Annotated in this window: 18 protein-coding genes; 9 read left to right on the top strand and 9 right to left on the bottom strand. The window is 61.3% G+C overall.

The genetic code is table 11. The annotated features are described in order from the left end of the window. Window positions 1-33: 33 nt before the first annotated feature. From ACQ4MM_RS07915 to ACQ4MM_RS07905, 3 genes are all read right to left on the bottom strand, one after another. On the bottom strand, window positions 34-774 hold the full coding sequence (locus ACQ4MM_RS07915; protein WP_431476864.1) for a hypothetical protein: 741 nt from the start codon (window positions 772-774) through the stop codon (window positions 34-36). After that, the gene (locus tag ACQ4MM_RS07910) at window positions 771-1619 is read right to left on the bottom strand and encodes a DUF2167 domain-containing protein (protein WP_431476863.1); all 849 of its coding nucleotides are present in this window, start codon (window positions 1617-1619) and stop codon (window positions 771-773) included. The genes ACQ4MM_RS07915 and ACQ4MM_RS07910 overlap by 4 nt, the downstream gene beginning before the upstream one ends. 78 nt (window positions 1620-1697) lie before the next feature. Then, complete coding sequence (locus tag ACQ4MM_RS07905) at window positions 1698-2105, bottom strand: helix-turn-helix domain-containing protein (RefSeq protein ID WP_431476862.1); 408 nt, start codon at window positions 2103-2105, stop codon at window positions 1698-1700. Window positions 2106-2171: 66 nt separating this feature from the next. On the opposite strand from ACQ4MM_RS07905, the gene ACQ4MM_RS07900 reads away from it, so the two are divergent. Beyond that, on the top strand, window positions 2172-2645 hold the full coding sequence (locus ACQ4MM_RS07900) for a DUF2938 domain-containing protein (RefSeq protein WP_431476861.1): 474 nt from the start codon (window positions 2172-2174) through the stop codon (window positions 2643-2645). Further along, a complete protein-coding gene (locus ACQ4MM_RS07895) occupies window positions 2642-3202 on the top strand; it encodes a flavodoxin family protein (RefSeq protein ID WP_431476860.1) in 561 nt (186 codons plus the stop codon). Before ACQ4MM_RS07900 ends, ACQ4MM_RS07895 begins: the two co-directional genes overlap by 4 nt. Here ACQ4MM_RS07895 and ACQ4MM_RS07890 read toward each other — a convergent pair. Genes ACQ4MM_RS07890 through ACQ4MM_RS07875 form a run of 4 tightly spaced genes read right to left on the bottom strand, consistent with a single transcriptional unit; the run spans window position 3189 to window position 6965 of the window. Beyond that, window positions 3189-3611, bottom strand: coding sequence for an OsmC family protein (locus ACQ4MM_RS07890; protein WP_431476859.1), 423 nt, complete (start codon window positions 3609-3611; stop codon window positions 3189-3191). The two genes, ACQ4MM_RS07895 and ACQ4MM_RS07890, sit on opposite strands and share 14 nt — an antisense overlap. 29 nt (window positions 3612-3640) lie before the next feature. Further along, a complete protein-coding gene (locus tag ACQ4MM_RS07885) occupies window positions 3641-4825 on the bottom strand; it encodes an ABC transporter permease (protein ID WP_431476858.1) in 1185 nt (394 codons plus the stop codon). Further along, window positions 4822-5556, bottom strand: coding sequence for an ABC transporter ATP-binding protein (locus tag ACQ4MM_RS07880; protein WP_431476857.1), 735 nt, complete (start codon window positions 5554-5556; stop codon window positions 4822-4824). The genes ACQ4MM_RS07885 and ACQ4MM_RS07880 overlap by 4 nt, the downstream gene beginning before the upstream one ends. Next, complete coding sequence (locus ACQ4MM_RS07875; RefSeq protein ID WP_431476856.1) at window positions 5553-6965, bottom strand: alpha/beta fold hydrolase; 1413 nt, start codon at window positions 6963-6965, stop codon at window positions 5553-5555. Before ACQ4MM_RS07875 ends, ACQ4MM_RS07880 begins: the two co-directional genes overlap by 4 nt. A 221-nt stretch (window positions 6966-7186) precedes the next feature. On the opposite strand from ACQ4MM_RS07875, the gene rplM reads away from it, so the two are divergent. From rplM to erpA, 5 genes are all read left to right on the top strand, one after another. After that, window positions 7187-7615 (top strand): 50S ribosomal protein L13, encoded by a 429-nt coding sequence (gene rplM / locus ACQ4MM_RS07870; RefSeq protein ID WP_028102306.1) that lies wholly within the window; start codon window positions 7187-7189, stop codon window positions 7613-7615. Between the two features lie 9 nt (window positions 7616-7624). Beyond that, window positions 7625-8017 (top strand): 30S ribosomal protein S9, encoded by a 393-nt coding sequence (rpsI, locus tag ACQ4MM_RS07865; protein ID WP_028102305.1) that lies wholly within the window; start codon window positions 7625-7627, stop codon window positions 8015-8017. A gap of 210 nt (window positions 8018-8227) precedes the next feature. After that, window positions 8228-9265: an N-acetyl-gamma-glutamyl-phosphate reductase gene (argC, locus tag ACQ4MM_RS07860; RefSeq protein WP_431476855.1), complete on the top strand. Its 1038-nt coding sequence runs from the start codon at window positions 8228-8230 to the stop codon at window positions 9263-9265. A gap of 12 nt (window positions 9266-9277) precedes the next feature. After that, window positions 9278-9943, top strand: a complete 666-nt coding sequence (locus ACQ4MM_RS07855) for a DUF6776 family protein (RefSeq protein WP_431476854.1) — start codon at window positions 9278-9280, stop codon at window positions 9941-9943. A 58-nt stretch (window positions 9944-10001) separates the two neighbouring features. Then, window positions 10002-10358: an iron-sulfur cluster insertion protein ErpA gene (gene erpA / locus ACQ4MM_RS07850; RefSeq protein ID WP_028102302.1), complete on the top strand. Its 357-nt coding sequence runs from the start codon at window positions 10002-10004 to the stop codon at window positions 10356-10358. Window positions 10359-10489: 131 nt separating this feature from the next. On the opposite strand, the gene ACQ4MM_RS07845 is transcribed toward erpA, so the two are convergent. Together ACQ4MM_RS07845 and ACQ4MM_RS07840 are read right to left on the bottom strand one after the other, a co-directional pair. Further along, window positions 10490-11581 carry an anhydro-N-acetylmuramic acid kinase gene (locus tag ACQ4MM_RS07845; protein ID WP_431476853.1) on the bottom strand — a complete coding sequence of 364 codons (1092 nt, stop codon included), beginning with the start codon at window positions 11579-11581 and terminating at the stop codon, window positions 10490-10492. A gap of 82 nt (window positions 11582-11663) precedes the next feature. Next, complete coding sequence (locus tag ACQ4MM_RS07840; protein WP_431476852.1) at window positions 11664-13046, bottom strand: M23 family metallopeptidase; 1383 nt, start codon at window positions 13044-13046, stop codon at window positions 11664-11666. 156 nt (window positions 13047-13202) lie between these two features. Between ACQ4MM_RS07840 and tyrS the strand changes: the two genes are divergently transcribed. Then, window positions 13203-14435 carry a tyrosine--tRNA ligase gene (gene tyrS / locus ACQ4MM_RS07835; protein ID WP_431476851.1) on the top strand — a complete coding sequence of 411 codons (1233 nt, stop codon included), beginning with the start codon at window positions 13203-13205 and terminating at the stop codon, window positions 14433-14435. Beyond that, window positions 14432-14881, top strand: coding sequence for a D-aminoacyl-tRNA deacylase (gene dtd / locus ACQ4MM_RS07830; protein WP_431476850.1), 450 nt, complete (start codon window positions 14432-14434; stop codon window positions 14879-14881). The genes tyrS and dtd overlap by 4 nt, the downstream gene beginning before the upstream one ends. Window positions 14882-15001: the final 120 nt, after the last annotated feature.

Below are 15001 nucleotides of genomic sequence, written 5' to 3'. Positions count from 1 at the left end.
GCTTGGACAGGGGGGAGTGCAGAAAGTTCCGCGTCAGCTGTCCGATACCAGTTCGCTGTTGAGTAATGCCTGGTATTCGGTCAGGGCCAGGGCGCGCGGCGTGCCTTCGCTTTCCCACTCAATGGCGTTGTCGACGCGTTTGATCACGGCTGGCAGCGTTGCAGTCCAGTCGTCCTTGCGCAGCAGCCGGCGGCCGGCGGAGATCAGTTCTTCGGACGGCGCTGCGTGCCAGCTGATATGGCGCACCAGGTTCAGGGCGAACGGTGGACAGGTCAGCGATTCGAATGCGAGGGCGCCGACCTGGCGGCCTGTCAGCTTCAAGGCGCTGCGTTTGAACCACACGTAGGCCAGCGCGAGCAGCGCGGTGGCATAGAACAGCAAGATGCCGGCCGCGATCGCCAGGTTGCCGTAGCGTGAGAACAGGCCAGCAGGAATAAGGCCGAACAGGGCCAGTGCCATCAGCCAGACAAACGGCGCCAGCACTTTGTAAGGCCCGAATGGCGGCGGCGTCCAGCGCTGCGCGGCAGGAAGGGCGGCGAGCACCTGCTGCTTCCAGCGCAGCGGGAACACCGGGCGGTGCGGCAGCAGCGGATTCGGCACGAACGGCTCCTTGCCGCGCAGGGTGTAATGCTCCGCGCCGAAATGCAGCGACCAGCGGCCACCCAGGGTAGCCGCCAGCACGCCTTCATTCGAATGCAGCAGCCGCGCCGAGTCGTACAGGTACAGGCCAATCATGGCCGCTACCAGCAGGATTTCGGCGTGGAGTGCGTTCAATTGCTGCTTTCTTTCTTCTTGAACAGCGACTTCAGGCCCGCGAGGACCGCAACGCCGCCAACCGCTACAAGCTTCCACATCTTGGCCAGGAACAGGGCAGCAGCAGCCCAGAAGCCTTTCTTGGTCGCGATGACCGCGGCGCCGCCGGTCACCAGCGCCGCCAGGCCGAATTCGGCAACGTGGTCGCCCGGTTTGAACTCAGAGTATTTTTCGCCATCGTTGTAGTCGAAGCCGGCCAGCACTTTGCGGAAGCTTGCCACGTCGGCGTCCAGGGTTTCAGGCGACGACACCAGGGTCGCGCTCATCACGCCGCTGCGGCCCAGCAGGCGGATGGTGTAGTTCAGCGAAATGCCGTTATCCGAGCGTACTTTCAGGCCCCATTCCAGTTGCTTGGTCTTTTCGTCATAGTGCGGCGGAACGTACCAGCCTTCGGTGTACAGGGCGCCCATGCCGAGGCGCTTGCGCTCTTCGTTGGCTGGTTCATCGCTGTCTTTCAGGGTTTTCAGCAGAGCGTCGGCATCGATCTTGTCGCCTTCCTTCACATAGCCGCTTTGGTCGAAGGAGAAGGTGGCCCACCAGCCGCCATCCATGTCCAGGATGGTGTAATTGCCGTCTTCCGGCAGGTTGCCGGTCAGTTCCAGGAAGCGGCGCGAGTTCTTATCGTCCAGGAACTGGATCTTGTCGCTCGGCGTTTTCAGCGTAGCCTTGGCCGCGATGGACTCGGCGCGCGGCCCGGTGTGCCAATCGAGCTTGTTGAATTCTGCCTTGCGCTGTTCGGCAGTCATGTCGGCCATGGCAAATACCGGCACCAGCGCAAGCGCGATCACCCAGTTACGAATCTTCATTGTTATTTCCCCGTTGAGTTTTTTTTGGATAAACCCAAGAGGATAGCATCCAGGCACCTTTCAGAAATGCGCGCTTTCTCACATCCGCAGGCTGCGTTCGATGGCTCCGGAAGCGGCGGCCTTCAACAGGCGCTGGAATTTCGGGCATTCGGCATGGCTGGGCGCGGGGCAGGCAGCCGCATGGCGCAGGCCTTCGCTCATTGCCTTGAGGCGCTTGGCCAGCGCGTCGATCTCCTCGGCCTTGGACAACAGGAAGGCGCGGTCGATGGAGGTGCCGCCTTCGGGCGTGAACATCGAGCCGATTTCGTCGAGCGACAAACCGGCTGACTGGCCGAGCGAAATGATGGCCAGCGTATCGAGCACGCCAGGCGCATAGGTGCGCCGCAAGCCATTGCGGCCGGCTGGCTTGATCAGGCCCTTTTTCTCGTAATAGCGCAGCGTGGAGGCAGCCATGCCCGAGCGCTGCGCGACTTCGGCGATATCCATCAAAAATCCCTTTACTTGAAGTTGACTTCAACTTCTACAGTGTGCACATCAACCAGGGAGATTGCAATGGAAATCATCATCATCGGCCTCGGCGCCACCATCGTTTTCGACTTGTGGCTGGTGCTGCTCAAGCGCATGGGGGTGAAGACCATGAACATGGCCTTCATCGGCCGCTGGGCCGGGCACCTGGCGCAAGGCCGCTTCGCGCATGACTCGATTGCCGCTTCGCCGGCGGTCAGCGGCGAACATGCACTGGGATGGCTGGTGCATTACGCGACGGGCGTGGCGTTTGCCGGCGCGCTGGTGGCGGTGGCGGGCCAGGACTGGCTGCATGCGCCCAGTATCGGCCCGGCACTGGCAGTCGGCATGGCTACCGTCGGCGCACCGCTGTTCGTGATGCAGCCTTCGATGGGGCTCGGCGTGGCATCGAGCAAGACGCCGGCGCCGATGAAAAACTGCCTGCGCAGCCTGGCGAACCACACGGTCTTCGGTCTCGGCCTCTATCTTTCCGCCTTACTCATCAAAGGAATTGCGCAATGAAGAAACTCGCAGTCATTTACCACAGCGCCAGCGGCCACACGGAACATATCGCCTCGCACATCGCCCAGGGCGCTGCCGGCGTGGCAGGAACCGAAGTGCATGTTCTGAAAGCTTCGGAGCTGGCAGGGACGCCGGACGCGCTGCTGCAGTACGATGGCGTGCTGCTTGGTTCCCCGACCTACCTGGGTGGCGTGTCGGGCGTGTTCAAGAGCTTCATGGACGCAACCAGCAAAATGTGGCGCACGCAGCAACTGAAGGGCAAGCTGGCGGGCGGCTTTACGGTGTCGTCGCTGCCGGCCGGCGACAAACAATCGACATTGCTGTCGATGTTCACCTTCTGCATGCAGCACGGGATGATCTGGTCCGGCAATCCTATCCTGCCGGAGCAGCATTCCGGCGTGCCCTACGATGAAGCGGCCAATCGCCTCGGCTCGTGGTCCGGTCTGATGGCGCAGGCAGGGCATGGGACGGCGGCGCATGAATTCGCCGCCGGGGACATCAAGACCGCCCGCATGTTCGGGCAGGGTTTTGCCGAGACGCTGCTCAGGCTTCGATGATTTCGAAGGTGTGGGTGATTTGCGCCGTCTTGGCCAGCATGATGCTGGCGGAGCAGTACTTGTCGTGCGACAGGGTGATGGCGCGGTCAACCACTTCCGGTTTCAGGTCCTTGCCGGTGACGACGAAATGGAAGTTAATCCTGGTGAAGACCTTAGGCTCGGTTTCGGCGCGCTCGGCTTGCAGGACCACTTCGCAAGCGCGCACATCGGCGCGGCCTTTTTTCAGGATCAGCACCACGTCATAGGCGGTGCAGCCGCCGGTACCGAGCAACACCATCTCCATCGGGCGCGGTGCCAGGTTATGGCCGCCGCCTTCCGGGGCGCCATCCATGGCAACCATGTGGCCAGAACCGGTCTGGGCGCGGAAACTCATGCCCGACGGGCCATTCCAGCTAACTTTAACTTCCATCTGAACTCTCCGTTAAATGCGTCGGGGCATTATACGGTCATCATGTATTTCTCGCTCTTCATGCGCCGCTCGGTATACCAGACGCACAGCATGGCCAGCAGCAGGCTGCTGAAGAAGGTTTGCAGGAAGGGCAGCATGCCGATACTGCCGCCCTTGGCCAGCTCGCGCAGCAAGGTCTGGTTGGACAACACCGGGACCATGTACATCCACCAGCTATTGGTCAGGTTCATCATCGGCACCAGGATCACCGGCACCAGAGGCACGATCATGGTGAAGCTGACCAGGGTCTGCGCCTCCTTGAACGAGCGGGCGTTGATGGCCAAAGCGATTTCCAGCGCCGCAGCAAACAGCGACAAGGTGGCGGAGGCCAGGCATACCATCGCCAGGTCGCGCCAGCCCAGGCGCCAGGAAAGACCGATTTCCTCCAGCGGCAGCCATTTCAGGATGCCGTGCGCGATCGCCAGTTCCAGCGTGATGCCGACAATCGACAGCAGCGAAGCCGCCAGCCATTTGCCGACGATCAGGTCGGCCGGACGCAGGGGCTGCGCCATCAATACTTCAAGCGAGCGCCGTTCGCGCTCTCCGGCCGTACTGTCGACCGCAGTGCTCATGCAGAACATGAATGCCGGTATGAAGAAAATACCCAGCATGGTGCTGATGGTATTGGCCGAACGCGAGGCGCTGGTGCCGGCGTCGTAGCGCTGCACCAGTACCGGGTTCAGGTTGACCGGCGATACGCCGTGTGCCAGCAGCCGTGCGCTGGCGATATTGCGGCTGTAGTCGCGCAGCACGTATTCCACTTCATCGATCTTGCGCGAACTGTCGGAGGCGGAATCGAACCACAGTTCGACGCGGGCCGGGCGCATGGCGTGATAGTTCTCCGCGAACTCCGGCGTCAGGCGCAACACGGCCGTCACGGTCTGTTTCCGTATCAGGGTATTGATCTGCTCCTCGCCCATCGATTCCAGTTCGGTGATGTTCACGTTGCGCTGGCGTAGCTGGTTCATCAGCGTTGGCGCCTGGTCGCTGCCGATCACCGCGATCTCCACGCCTTCGCGTTCCGGCTTGGTGGCGCGGTCGATCTGCCGATGCAGCATGAAGCCGACCAGGATGGGGTACATCAGCACGAACAGCAGCAGCAGGCTGAGGGCACGCCGGTCGCGCAAGGTTTCCACCAATTCCTTGCGCAGCACGATAGGAAATTTGAGCTTCACAGTTCGATCCCTTCTTCGGTTCCGACCAGTCGCACGAAAGCGTCTTCCAGGCTTGGCAAGCCGGCCTGTTCGCAAAGCTGTTGCGGCGTTCCTTGGGTGACTGTGGTGCCGTTGGCGATCACGATCACGTCGTCGCAGGAATGGATCACTTCCTGCATCACGTGGGTTGCCATGATCACGCAGCAGCCGTCGGCTTTAAGCGCGGCCAGGGCGCGGCGCAGCGCGCGCGTGCTCATTACGTCCAGGCCGCGGCTTGGTTCGTCGAGCAGCAGGTGGCGCGGGCGGTGCAGCAGGGTGCGTGCCAGGGCGACCTTGATGCGCTGGCCTTGTGAGAAGCCTTTGGCGCGGCGGTCGATGATGTCTTCCAGCGACAGCAGCTCGGTGACTTCCTTGGTGCGCTGGTCGATTGCGCTGTCTTGCATGTCGTTCAATTCGCCGAAGTAGCGCAGGTACTCGCGTGTGGTCAGGCGCTCGTACAGCCCGAACTGGTCGGTCAGCACGCCGACGTTGCGGCGCACCGCCATCGGGTCGACGGCGGGATCGACGCCGTCGATGGAGATGGTGCCGTGGTCGCGCTGCAGCAGCCCGACCAGGGTGCGCAGCAAGGTGGTCTTGCCGGCGCCGTTAGGTCCCAGCAGGGCGGTGATGATGCCGTCGCGCGCGGTGAAGCTGGCGCCTGCCAGCGCCTGCACCTTGCCGAAGCGCTTGCAGAGGTTTTGGACTTCGATCATGGCTGTGGCCCCGCGCTGTTGAGCTGGAAAGTCGGAGCCGGGATCTCGTTCAGGCATTCCGCCTTCAACGGTGCGCCCGGCTGGTCGAGGAAGCCGCGCAGCAGGCGCGGCATGCACCCCAGCGGCGACACGATGTGGCCGCCGTTCTTGACGATCAGGTGCTGGGCATTCTTCATATATTTGCGCGCGGCTTCCGCGCGACGCGGCGGCGTGACCGGATCGAGCGCGCCGGACATCAGCAGCACTGGCGCCTCGATCATGGCCGGCTCCTTGTAAGGCACGGCCGGCACCGACATGGTTTCGCACATTTTCCCGATGCGCATGATCTGCGGTGCGCCGAGGAAGGAACCCTTGGTGTCTTCTTCCAGCAGTTGCGGCGTCAGGCGCGGGAAGTCCTCGGCGCAGACCACGGCCAGGTGCAGCGGCATGGCCGGCCCGCCTTCGGAGGAAAAGTCGCGCGACACATTGCTGCGCGCAATGAAGGGCTGCCAGCGGTCCTGGTAGGCGCTGTGGATCAGGAACGGCAGGCGCCGGCTGTCCGCCTGCGAATACAGGATGTTATGCACGGTGCCGATGAAGCGCATGCTGGTCATTTCGACCTTGCTGGTTTCCGCGGTGCGCGGATCGGGCAACGTCAATGATTGAGGCGTCTTGGCCAGGCGTCCCGCCAACGCCTCGAATTCGGAGCGCAGGCTGGGGAAGGCGGTGGCGCAGACCCGGTCGTCGGCGCATTGCTTGAACAGCGCGTCGAGAGCAGCTTGCGCATCGCGCGCACCGGCCGGCACTACCTGGTCGGGCGCCGCCACGCCATCCAAAACCAGGGCGCGCACGCTGCCAGGGAACAGGCGGGCATAGGCCTGGGCCAGCCGGCTGCCGTACGAACCGCCCCACAGGTTGATGCGGCCATAGCCGAGGGCACCGCGCACGGCTTCGATATCGCGCGCCGCCTGCTCGGTTGTATACAGGTTGAAGCGCTTGTTCAGCCCTTTGATGCAGACGCGGGCCTCGGCCAGCAGTTCATCTTCGGTGGCCGTTTCGGCATTCTTGCCGGGTTTGCAATCGAGCTTGCCGGATAATCCGGTGCCGCGCTGGTCGATCAGCACAATGTCGCGGGTGGCGCGCACCTTGCGGAAAGTGGTGTTCAGCAGTGGCACCAGGTCGGAGCCTGCTTCGCCCGGGCCGCCGGCCAGCAGGAACAGCGGGTCGCGCCGGGCCGATTCGCGCAGGGCGGGGGCGACGGTAACGTGCAGGCTGAGCGTGGCGCCAGGAGCGCTATGGTCGAGCGGGACAGTCAGCCGCAGGCAGCGCAGGGATTCCTCGGTGCCGGGCAGGTGGCAATCTTTACCGGGCTGGGCCATGGCAAGGGCTGGAGCCAGTGCCAACAGCGAGGCCAGCATGATCGATCGCATGGCCGTCTCCTCTTGTGATTCTGGGGTTCCATAGTAGCTCGGCAATATCTGCTTAGCAACGGCAGCCTGATACGGGGCGGGGTTGACCCAGCGGGGCAGGGCGGGCTATAATCATCAGCTTTCCTTTTCGCTCGGGAAATAAACAAGAAGGCTGCGTCCGCTGAAGCATTGGGGCGGAACCACCGATAGAGCGTTTTTTATCTTTCACAGAAAGTTCAAACATGAAAACTTTTTCCGCTAAGGGCCATGAAGTCCAGCGCGATTGGTTCGTGATTGACGCGACGGACAAAGTCCTCGGCCGTGTTGCCAGCGAAGTGGCACGCCGACTGCGCGGCAAGCATAAGCCAGAATTTACCCCTCACGTTGACACCGGCGACTTCATCGTTGTCGTGAACGCAGGCAAACTGCGCGTGACCGGTACCAAAGCAACCGAGAAGACCTACTACCGTCACTCCGGTTACCCAGGCGGCATCTACGAGACCAACTTCCTGAAAATGCAACAGCGTTTCCCAGGCCGTGCTCTGGAAAAAGCCGTTAAGGGCATGCTGCCAAAAGGTCCACTGGGCTACGCCATGATCAAGAAGCTGAAAGTGTACGCTGAGGGTTCCCACCCACACGCTGCCCAGCAACCTAAAGCACTCGAATTCTAAGGAACTGACATGATCGGTAACTACAACTACGGCACCGGCCGTCGCAAGAGTGCAGTTGCTCGCGTGTTCATCAAAGCTGGCACCGGCCAGATCATCGTGAACGGCAAGCCAGCAGCTGAGTACTTCTCCCGTGAAACCGGCCTGATGGTGATCCGTCAGCCGCTGGAACTGACCGGCAACGTTGAGCGTTTCGACATCAAAGTCAACGTGCACGGCGGCGGCGAGTCCGGCCAGGCAGGTGCAGTGCGTCACGGCATCACCCGCGCACTGATCGACTACGATGCAGGCCTGAAGGGCGACCTGGCACGTGCCGGCTTCGTCACTCGCGATGCTCGTGAAGTTGAACGTAAAAAAGTTGGTCTGCGCAAAGCACGTCGCGCAAAGCAATTCTCGAAGCGTTAATCTTTACGCTCTCGTACAAAAAGCCGCTGGTCTCCAGCGGCTTTTTTGTTTTTTAGAACCGGTAAACCAGGGTACGACCCAAGGGTCGGACCCGCGCTTATCAAAGTCGCTGGCCGTCGCCAAGCGGGCCTGACCCTTGGGTCAGACCCAGATTTGCCGGTTTTGATAGAATGACCCCCTCACCAATATTTACCTCGCAAGGAAGAGATCATGATCAAAGTAGGCATCGTCGGCGGCACTGGTTACACGGGTGTGGAACTGCTGCGACTGTTAGCCGCACACCCTGAAGTCGAACTGAGCGCGATCACCTCGCGCAAAGAAGACGGCTTGCCGGTGGCTGAGATGTATCCCTCCCTGCGCGGCCGCGTGAACATCGCTTTCTCCTCGCCGGACAAGGTCGACCTGACCCAGTGCGACGTGGTGTTCTTCGCCACCCCGCACGGCGTAGCGATGGCGCAAGCGCCTGAACTGCTGGCCAAAGGCGTGAAAGTGATCGACCTGGCGGCGGACTTCCGCATCAAGGACCGCGCCGTGTTCGAAGCGACCTACAAGATCGACCACACCGCGCCCGAGCTGCTGGAGCAAGCCGTGTATGGCCTGCCAGAGCTGAACCGCGACGACATCAAGCAAGCCAAGCTGATCGCCAACCCGGGCTGCTACCCGACCACCATGCAGCTGGGCTTCGTGCCGCTGCTGAAGGCAGGCCTGATCGATGCCGGCCACCTGATCGCCGACTGCAAATCCGGCGTGTCCGGCGCTGGCCGCAAGGCCGAGATCGGCACCCTGTTCTCCGAATCGTCGGACAACTTCAAGGCTTACGGCGTCAGCGGTCACCGCCACACCCCGGAAACCGCGGCCCAGCTGCAACGCTACACCAGCGAGAAGGTCAACTTGATCTTCACCCCGCACCTGACCCCGATGATCCGCGGCATGCACTCGACCCTGTATGCACGCCTGACCAAGGACATGACCAACGAAGCGCTGCAAAAGTTGTTCGAAGACGCCTACGCCGATCAGCCTTTCGTCGACGTGATGCCATGGGGCTCGCACCCGGAAACCCGCAGCACCCGCGGCGCCAATATGCTGCGCCTGGCATTGCACCGTCCGAACAACGGCGACACCCTGATCGTGCTGGTAGTGCAGGACAACCTGGTGAAAGGCGCATCCGGCCAGGCCGTACAGTGCATGAACCTGATGTTTGGCCTGGACGAAGGCCTGGGCCTGCAAACCATCGCCCTGATGCCCTAAGTGGAAGCCGGCATGGAGCAGGTACGCGCGCCAATGCTGGTGCGCGGGCTGGCCCTGGCCGCGGTCCTGGTCGCTGGCGGCGTGCTGGTGATGTGGGGCGTCGACCTGGGCAAGCGCGTAGTCGGCGTGTCGCAAGGCGAGTCGGGCCCTACCGTTGCCAAACAACTTGCAGCCTCCGAGCTGGAGTTAGCGCGTGTATCGGCTGAGCGCGACGAGCTGGCCGCAAAGCTGAAGGCGGCGCCTGCTACAGCGCCTGCAGCGACCGCTTCCGATGCTGAACTGGCAAAGTTGAATGCCGACCTGGCGTTGCTGGAAGAAGCGCTCCCCCCAGCGAAGGCAGGTTCCGGCCTGGTGATTCGCGGCATGCAAGCCCGCATGGCAGCGCCAAGGCTCTTGCATTACACGGTTTTGCTCCAATATGGAGCGAAGAAGAAGGGCCCATCCGCCTTCGCCGGCCGGCTCAAGCTGGCAGTCGCAGTCATCCTGGATGGCAAAAAGGCGGTGCTCGAATACCCGAAGGAGGGCGCCGAGCGCTACGACCTGAAAATTGATCGCTACCAGCGCATAGACGGCACGCTGGAAGTGCCGGAAGGCGCCAAAGTGGTGGCGGTCAAGGTCAGCCTGTCGGAAAAAGGCAAAGTCATTGCCGATGAGACAACGACAGTGCGCAGCCTTTAAAGCGGCCAAGTCCGGCATGGACTATAATGGGACAACTGATTTTAAGTAGGAGTAACACATGACTGCAGTAGCCGAAGACGTGATTCCGGCACCGATCGTTTTCACCGACGCCGCGGCCGAGAAAGTAGCGCAACTGATTGAAGAAGAAGGCAATCCGGACCTGAAGCTGCGCGTATTCGTGCAGGGTGGCGGTTGCTCCGGCTTCCAATACGGTTTCACCTTTGACGAAATCGTCAACGAAGACGACACCACGATGGTGAAAAACGGCGTCCAGCTGTTGATCGACTCGATGAGCTACCAATACCTGGTAGGCGCCGAGATCGATTACAAGGACGACCTGGAAGGCGCGCAATTCGTGATCAAGAACCCATCCGCAACTTCGACCTGCGGCTGCGGCTCCTCCTTCTCCGTCTAAAAGATTCACGGCCGAGCCCGTGTCACACCTTGGGGTCACACCCCAAGTGTGACACGGACTGAGCCATGGCACGGATGAGCCCGTGTCACACATTGGGGCCTGACCCCCACGGTGTGACACGGGCTCTGCCGTTAACGGGGATATAGGGCGCCGAGGATGCGCTCGCCGCGGGCGCCGGTGACGGATGGCAGGTTGCCCGGTTGCCGTTCGTCGAAACGATGGGACAGCCAGGCGAATACCATCGCTTCTACCCGGTTCGGGGGTACTCCCAGTGCATCTGTGGACTCTACTTTGGTCGCCGTCCCCAGCTCTGCCTGCAACTCGCGCATCAGCGTGGCGTTGTAGGCACCTCCTCCGCAAACGTAGAGTGTCTCTGCCTCGTGCTGGGCGATTTCGCGCGCCAGGCTTACCGCTGTCAGGCGAAGCAGGGTGAACATCACGTCTTCCGGCTTGGCGTCGGAAAAGGGCGCCAGGCGGGCGTTTAGCCAGTCGGCGTGGAACAGGTCGCGCCCGGTGCTTTTCGGTGCGGGCAGGGCGAAGTAGGGTTCGGAAAGCAGTGCTGCCAGCAGGCCGGGCACTTCCTTGCCAGTGGCGGCCCAGGTGCCGTTATCGTCGAATTCCACACCTTTGTGGCGCGAGATCCAGGCATTCATCAGCACGTTCCCGGGCCCGGTGTCGTAGCCGCCAACAGCGCCATCATTGTGCAGCAGGGAGATGTTGGCGATGCCGCCGATATTGGCCAGCACCCGCATCTTGCCTTCCTTGCCGAACAGGGCCTTATGGCCAGCCGGTACCAGTGGCGCGCCCTGGCCGCCTGCTGCCACATCGCGTGAGCGGAAGTCGGCAATCACGTCGATGTCGCTCAGTTCGGCCAGCAGGGAGGCGTTGATGATCTGGCGGGTGAAGCCCAGCTCGGGGCGATGGCGGATGGTTTGCCCATGGGCTCCGATGGCGCGTACGTCGGCCGACTTCATTTCGGCCTTGGCCAGAAGCTCGGCCACGCAATCGGCATAGAGCTCGGCCAGCTTGTTGGCGGCCAGCGCCTCGCGCTCGATCTCGTTCGGCGAAGCAGCCTGCAGCGCCATCAGCTCGTCACGCAGCGACTGTGGAAACTCCACATAGGCTGCCGACATGGTGCGCGCGGCACCGGCCCAGAAGTCCACTAGGACACCATCCACGCCGTCCAGGCTGGTACCCGACATCATTCCGATATATAAGCTCATAGTCCTATTGTAGTGCGGGCCCGGTTGAGTCAAATAAAAAAAAGGCGCACAAATGTGCGCCTTATGTCCCTTTGCCGCCGGATTACTTGGCAGCGAGGTTGCTGGTATTGCTGTTCGGACGCAGCAGCGCGAAGCGGTGGATCATGTCGCCGGCCACCGATTTGAAGCGGGCCAGTTCGCCCGTGGTCAGCGGGGCTTGCGCCGTGATGTTCAGCTTGTTCGGGTCCTTGGCTTCGCCTGCTACGCGGAATTCGTAGTGCAGGTGAGCGCCGGTCGACCAGCCGGTGGTGCCGACGTAGCCGATGATGTCGCCCTGGCTGACCTTGGCACCCTTTTTCATGCCGGCGCCGAAGCGGCTCATGTGCGCGTAAGCGGTGGTGTAGTTGGCCCAGTGCTTGATCACGATCACGTTGCCGTAGCCGCCTTGCACGCCGGAGAAATCGATGACGCCGTCACCGGCTGCGCGGATCGGGGTGCCGGTCGCGGCAGCGAAGTCGGTGCCTTTGTGCTGTTTCCAGTTGCCGGAGATCGGGTGCGAACGCATGCCGAAGCCGGACGAAATACGCGAGAACTCCAGCGGCGATTTCAGGAAGGCTTTCTTCAACGATTTACCGTCGAAGCTGAAGTAGCCGCCGCCCGATTTGGTCAGCGGGTCTTCAAACCATACGCTCTGGTAGGTGGTGCCCTTGTTGGTGAACTCGCCAGCCAGGATGCGGCCGGCGCGCACGAACTCGCCGTCCTGCCAGAAGGTTTCGTACACCACGTTGAAACGGTCACCGCGCTTCAGGTCGGAACGGAAGTCGATGTTGGTGGAGAACATTTCAATGATCTGCGCGACGACGGTGTCGGGCAGGCTGCTGCCGTCGGAGCTCGAGTCGGTCGCGGCATACAGGGAAGTGGTGATTTCGCGCGCGCGCATTTCAACGCGGCGTTCCAGTTTCGCGGCGGTCTCTTCGGCCGTGAATTCTGCGTCGCCCGAACGGGAGACCATAATATTCTTGACGGGGTTATCCTTGCCGTCCACAACGGTGGCCTTCAGCCACAGCAGGTTGCCGTTCTCGTCGGTCTGCGCCTGCACGCGTTTGCCGCTGCGCAGCTGCATAATGGCGCGCGCGGTCTTGTCTTTCTTGATGAAGGTTTCTGCAGCGTCGTCTTCCACGCCCAAACGATTGAGCAGCGTCGCGAGCGTGTCGCCGGCGCGGATCTTTTCTTCGTGGACGTATTTCTGGGAAGCTTCTTGCTGTTGCAGGGCGGTGATCTGCGAGGATAAGTCAGGTAGCTGGATATCCTGGGCAATGGTCTTCACGGGCAGGTCGCTCGCGTCGGGCGCGAGCGGAGCCACGCCAGCCGCGCCAAAAGCGCAGACGGCGAGGAAGATCGCCGATGCGCTAATGATTCGCGATTTACGCGTCGAACCGAGCAGATTGTGCAAGCGTGAGCTTGTGAACTTGTTTATAGGGTTCATGCAATCAGTTAAAATTTGCCGCTTGAACTTTTAGGATTCTTGGTATTTTGTTCTAAGTTGTTGATTTAATTCGTTTTCATCGGGCAAGATTGATGGGATCGGGCATTATAACAAAGTCCTGAGCCGTGCCAACAATTTGAGAGAATTTCGCAAAAAATGGATACAGACAAGAAAATCCTGCCGCTGACTGATAGCGTCCAGGAAGCCCTCGCCATCACCAAACGTGGTGTGGACGAGCTCATCATCGAAAGCGAATTCGCTCAAAAACTGGCGCGCTCGGAAAAGACTGGCGTGCCGTTGCGCATCAAATTAGGGCTGGACCCGACCGCGCCGGACTTGCACCTGGGACACACTGTGGTGCTGAACAAGATGCGCCAGTTGCAGAACCTGGGTCACCAGGTGATTTTCCTGATCGGCGACTTCACTTCCATGATCGGCGACCCGTCGGGCCGCAACGTGACCCGTCCGCCGCTGACCCGCGAGCAGATCGAGCTGAATGCCCAGACTTATTTCAAGCAGGCATCCCTGGTGCTGGATGCGGCCAAGACCGAAATCCGCTACAACTCGGAATGGTGCGATCCGCTGGGCGCACGCGGCATGATCCAGTTGTCCTCGCGCTACACCGTGGCGCGCATGATGGAGCGTGACGACTTTTCCAAGCGTTTCAAGAATGGCACCCCGATCTCGGTGCATGAGTTCCTGTACCCGCTGATGCAGGGTTACGACTCGGTGGCGTTGAAGGCCGACCTGGAGCTGGGCGGCACCGACCAGAAATTCAACCTGTTGGTTGGCCGGGAGTTGCAAAAGGATTACGGCCAGGAGCAGCAGTGCATCCTGACCATGCCGCTGCTGGAGGGTCTGGACGGCGTCGATAAGATGTCCAAGTCCAAGAACAACTATATAGGTATCACCGAGCCGGCCAACACCATGTTCGCCAAGGTGATGTCGATTTCGGACGTGATGATGTGGCGTTACTACGACTTGCTGTCGTGGCAGTCGATCGAACACATCGCAGGCCTGAAGACGGCGATCGAGGGCGGTGCGAATCCGCGTGATGCCAAGGTGGCGCTGGCGCAGGAAATCGTGGAACGCTTCCATTCCCGTCAGGCGGCGGAAGAGGCGCTGGCCGATTTCGTCAATCGTTCAAAGGGCGGGATTCCGGATGATGTGCCGGAAGTGGCCCTGTCGGGCGCGCCGGTCGGCATCGGCCAGTTGCTGAAGCAGGCCAACCTGTGCGCCTCGACTTCCGAAGCGCTGCGCATGATCGACCAGGGTGGCGTGCGTATCGATGGCACCGTGGTTAGCGACAAGGCGCTGAAAATTGAGGCGGGTACCTTCGTACTGCAGGTTGGCAAGCGCAAGTTCGCGAAAGTGACCCTGTCGGCATGATCGGGCTGCTGCAGCGGGTTACTTCCGCCAAGGTCGTTGTCGATGGTGAGACTACCGGTGCTATCGACGGCGGCCTGATGGTGCTGGTTTGCGCGGAGAAGGGCGATACGGAGAAGGAGGCGGACCAGCTGTTGGCCAAGCTTTTGTCGTATCGTGTGTTTTCCGATGATGCTGGCAAAATGAACAAGTCGGTGACCGATGTGGCGGGTGGCTTGCTGCTGGTGCCGCAGTTCACACTGGCGGCGGATACCAATTCGGGCACGCGGCCTTCGTTCAGCCCGGCGGCTGCTCCGGCGGATGGGAAGCGGCTGTTTGAGTATTTTGTGGCGCAGGCACGCGCCAAGCATGCGGTTGTCGGCACGGGTGTGTTTGGGGCAGATATGAAGGTGTCGCTGACCAATGATGGGCCGGTGACGTTTTGGTTGCAGGTGAGTCCAAAGACATAAAACCGGTAAACCAGGGTCAGACCCGAGGGTCTGACCCAGTCAGCGCAGCTGCTGGAGGTGTTGGTTCTAGGCCTTTGATCTTCGTCGAAAGTCAAAAGCCTCTAACCCACCCCCAGGCAG

The sequence above is a fragment of the Massilia eburnea genome, assembly GCF_050709955.1.
Lineage (GTDB): Bacteria > Pseudomonadota > Gammaproteobacteria > Burkholderiales > Burkholderiaceae_D > Rugamonas > Rugamonas eburnea_A.
The sequence above is the reverse complement of the archived record's forward strand: the minus strand, read 5'-3'. Positions and strand labels throughout refer to the sequence as shown.

Coding starts and splice junctions, on each gene's coding strand:
- ACQ4MM_RS07855 (WP_431476854.1), top strand. CDS start 9,278: ATGGAGCAGGTACGCGCGCCAATGCTGGTGCGCGGGCTGGCCCTGGCC.
- ACQ4MM_RS07905 (WP_431476862.1), bottom strand. CDS start 2,105: ATGGATATCGCCGAAGTCGCGCAGCGCTCGGGCATGGCTGCCTCCACG.
- ACQ4MM_RS07890 (WP_431476859.1), bottom strand. CDS start 3,611: ATGGAAGTTAAAGTTAGCTGGAATGGCCCGTCGGGCATGAGTTTCCGC.
- ACQ4MM_RS07900 (WP_431476861.1), top strand. CDS start 2,172: ATGGAAATCATCATCATCGGCCTCGGCGCCACCATCGTTTTCGACTTG.
- erpA (WP_028102302.1), top strand. CDS start 10,002: ATGACTGCAGTAGCCGAAGACGTGATTCCGGCACCGATCGTTTTCACC.
- ACQ4MM_RS07895 (WP_431476860.1), top strand. CDS start 2,642: ATGAAGAAACTCGCAGTCATTTACCACAGCGCCAGCGGCCACACGGAA.
- tyrS (WP_431476851.1), top strand. CDS start 13,203: ATGGATACAGACAAGAAAATCCTGCCGCTGACTGATAGCGTCCAGGAA.
- rpsI (WP_028102305.1), top strand. CDS start 7,625: ATGATCGGTAACTACAACTACGGCACCGGCCGTCGCAAGAGTGCAGTT.
- ACQ4MM_RS07875 (WP_431476856.1), bottom strand. CDS start 6,965: ATGCGATCGATCATGCTGGCCTCGCTGTTGGCACTGGCTCCAGCCCTT.
- ACQ4MM_RS07910 (WP_431476863.1), bottom strand. CDS start 1,619: ATGAAGATTCGTAACTGGGTGATCGCGCTTGCGCTGGTGCCGGTATTT.
- dtd (WP_431476850.1), top strand. CDS start 14,432: ATGATCGGGCTGCTGCAGCGGGTTACTTCCGCCAAGGTCGTTGTCGAT.
- rplM (WP_028102306.1), top strand. CDS start 7,187: ATGAAAACTTTTTCCGCTAAGGGCCATGAAGTCCAGCGCGATTGGTTC.
- ACQ4MM_RS07880 (WP_431476857.1), bottom strand. CDS start 5,556: ATGATCGAAGTCCAAAACCTCTGCAAGCGCTTCGGCAAGGTGCAGGCG.
- ACQ4MM_RS07845 (WP_431476853.1), bottom strand. CDS start 11,581: ATGAGCTTATATATCGGAATGATGTCGGGTACCAGCCTGGACGGCGTG.
- ACQ4MM_RS07840 (WP_431476852.1), bottom strand. CDS start 13,046: ATGAACCCTATAAACAAGTTCACAAGCTCACGCTTGCACAATCTGCTC.
- argC (WP_431476855.1), top strand. CDS start 8,228: ATGATCAAAGTAGGCATCGTCGGCGGCACTGGTTACACGGGTGTGGAA.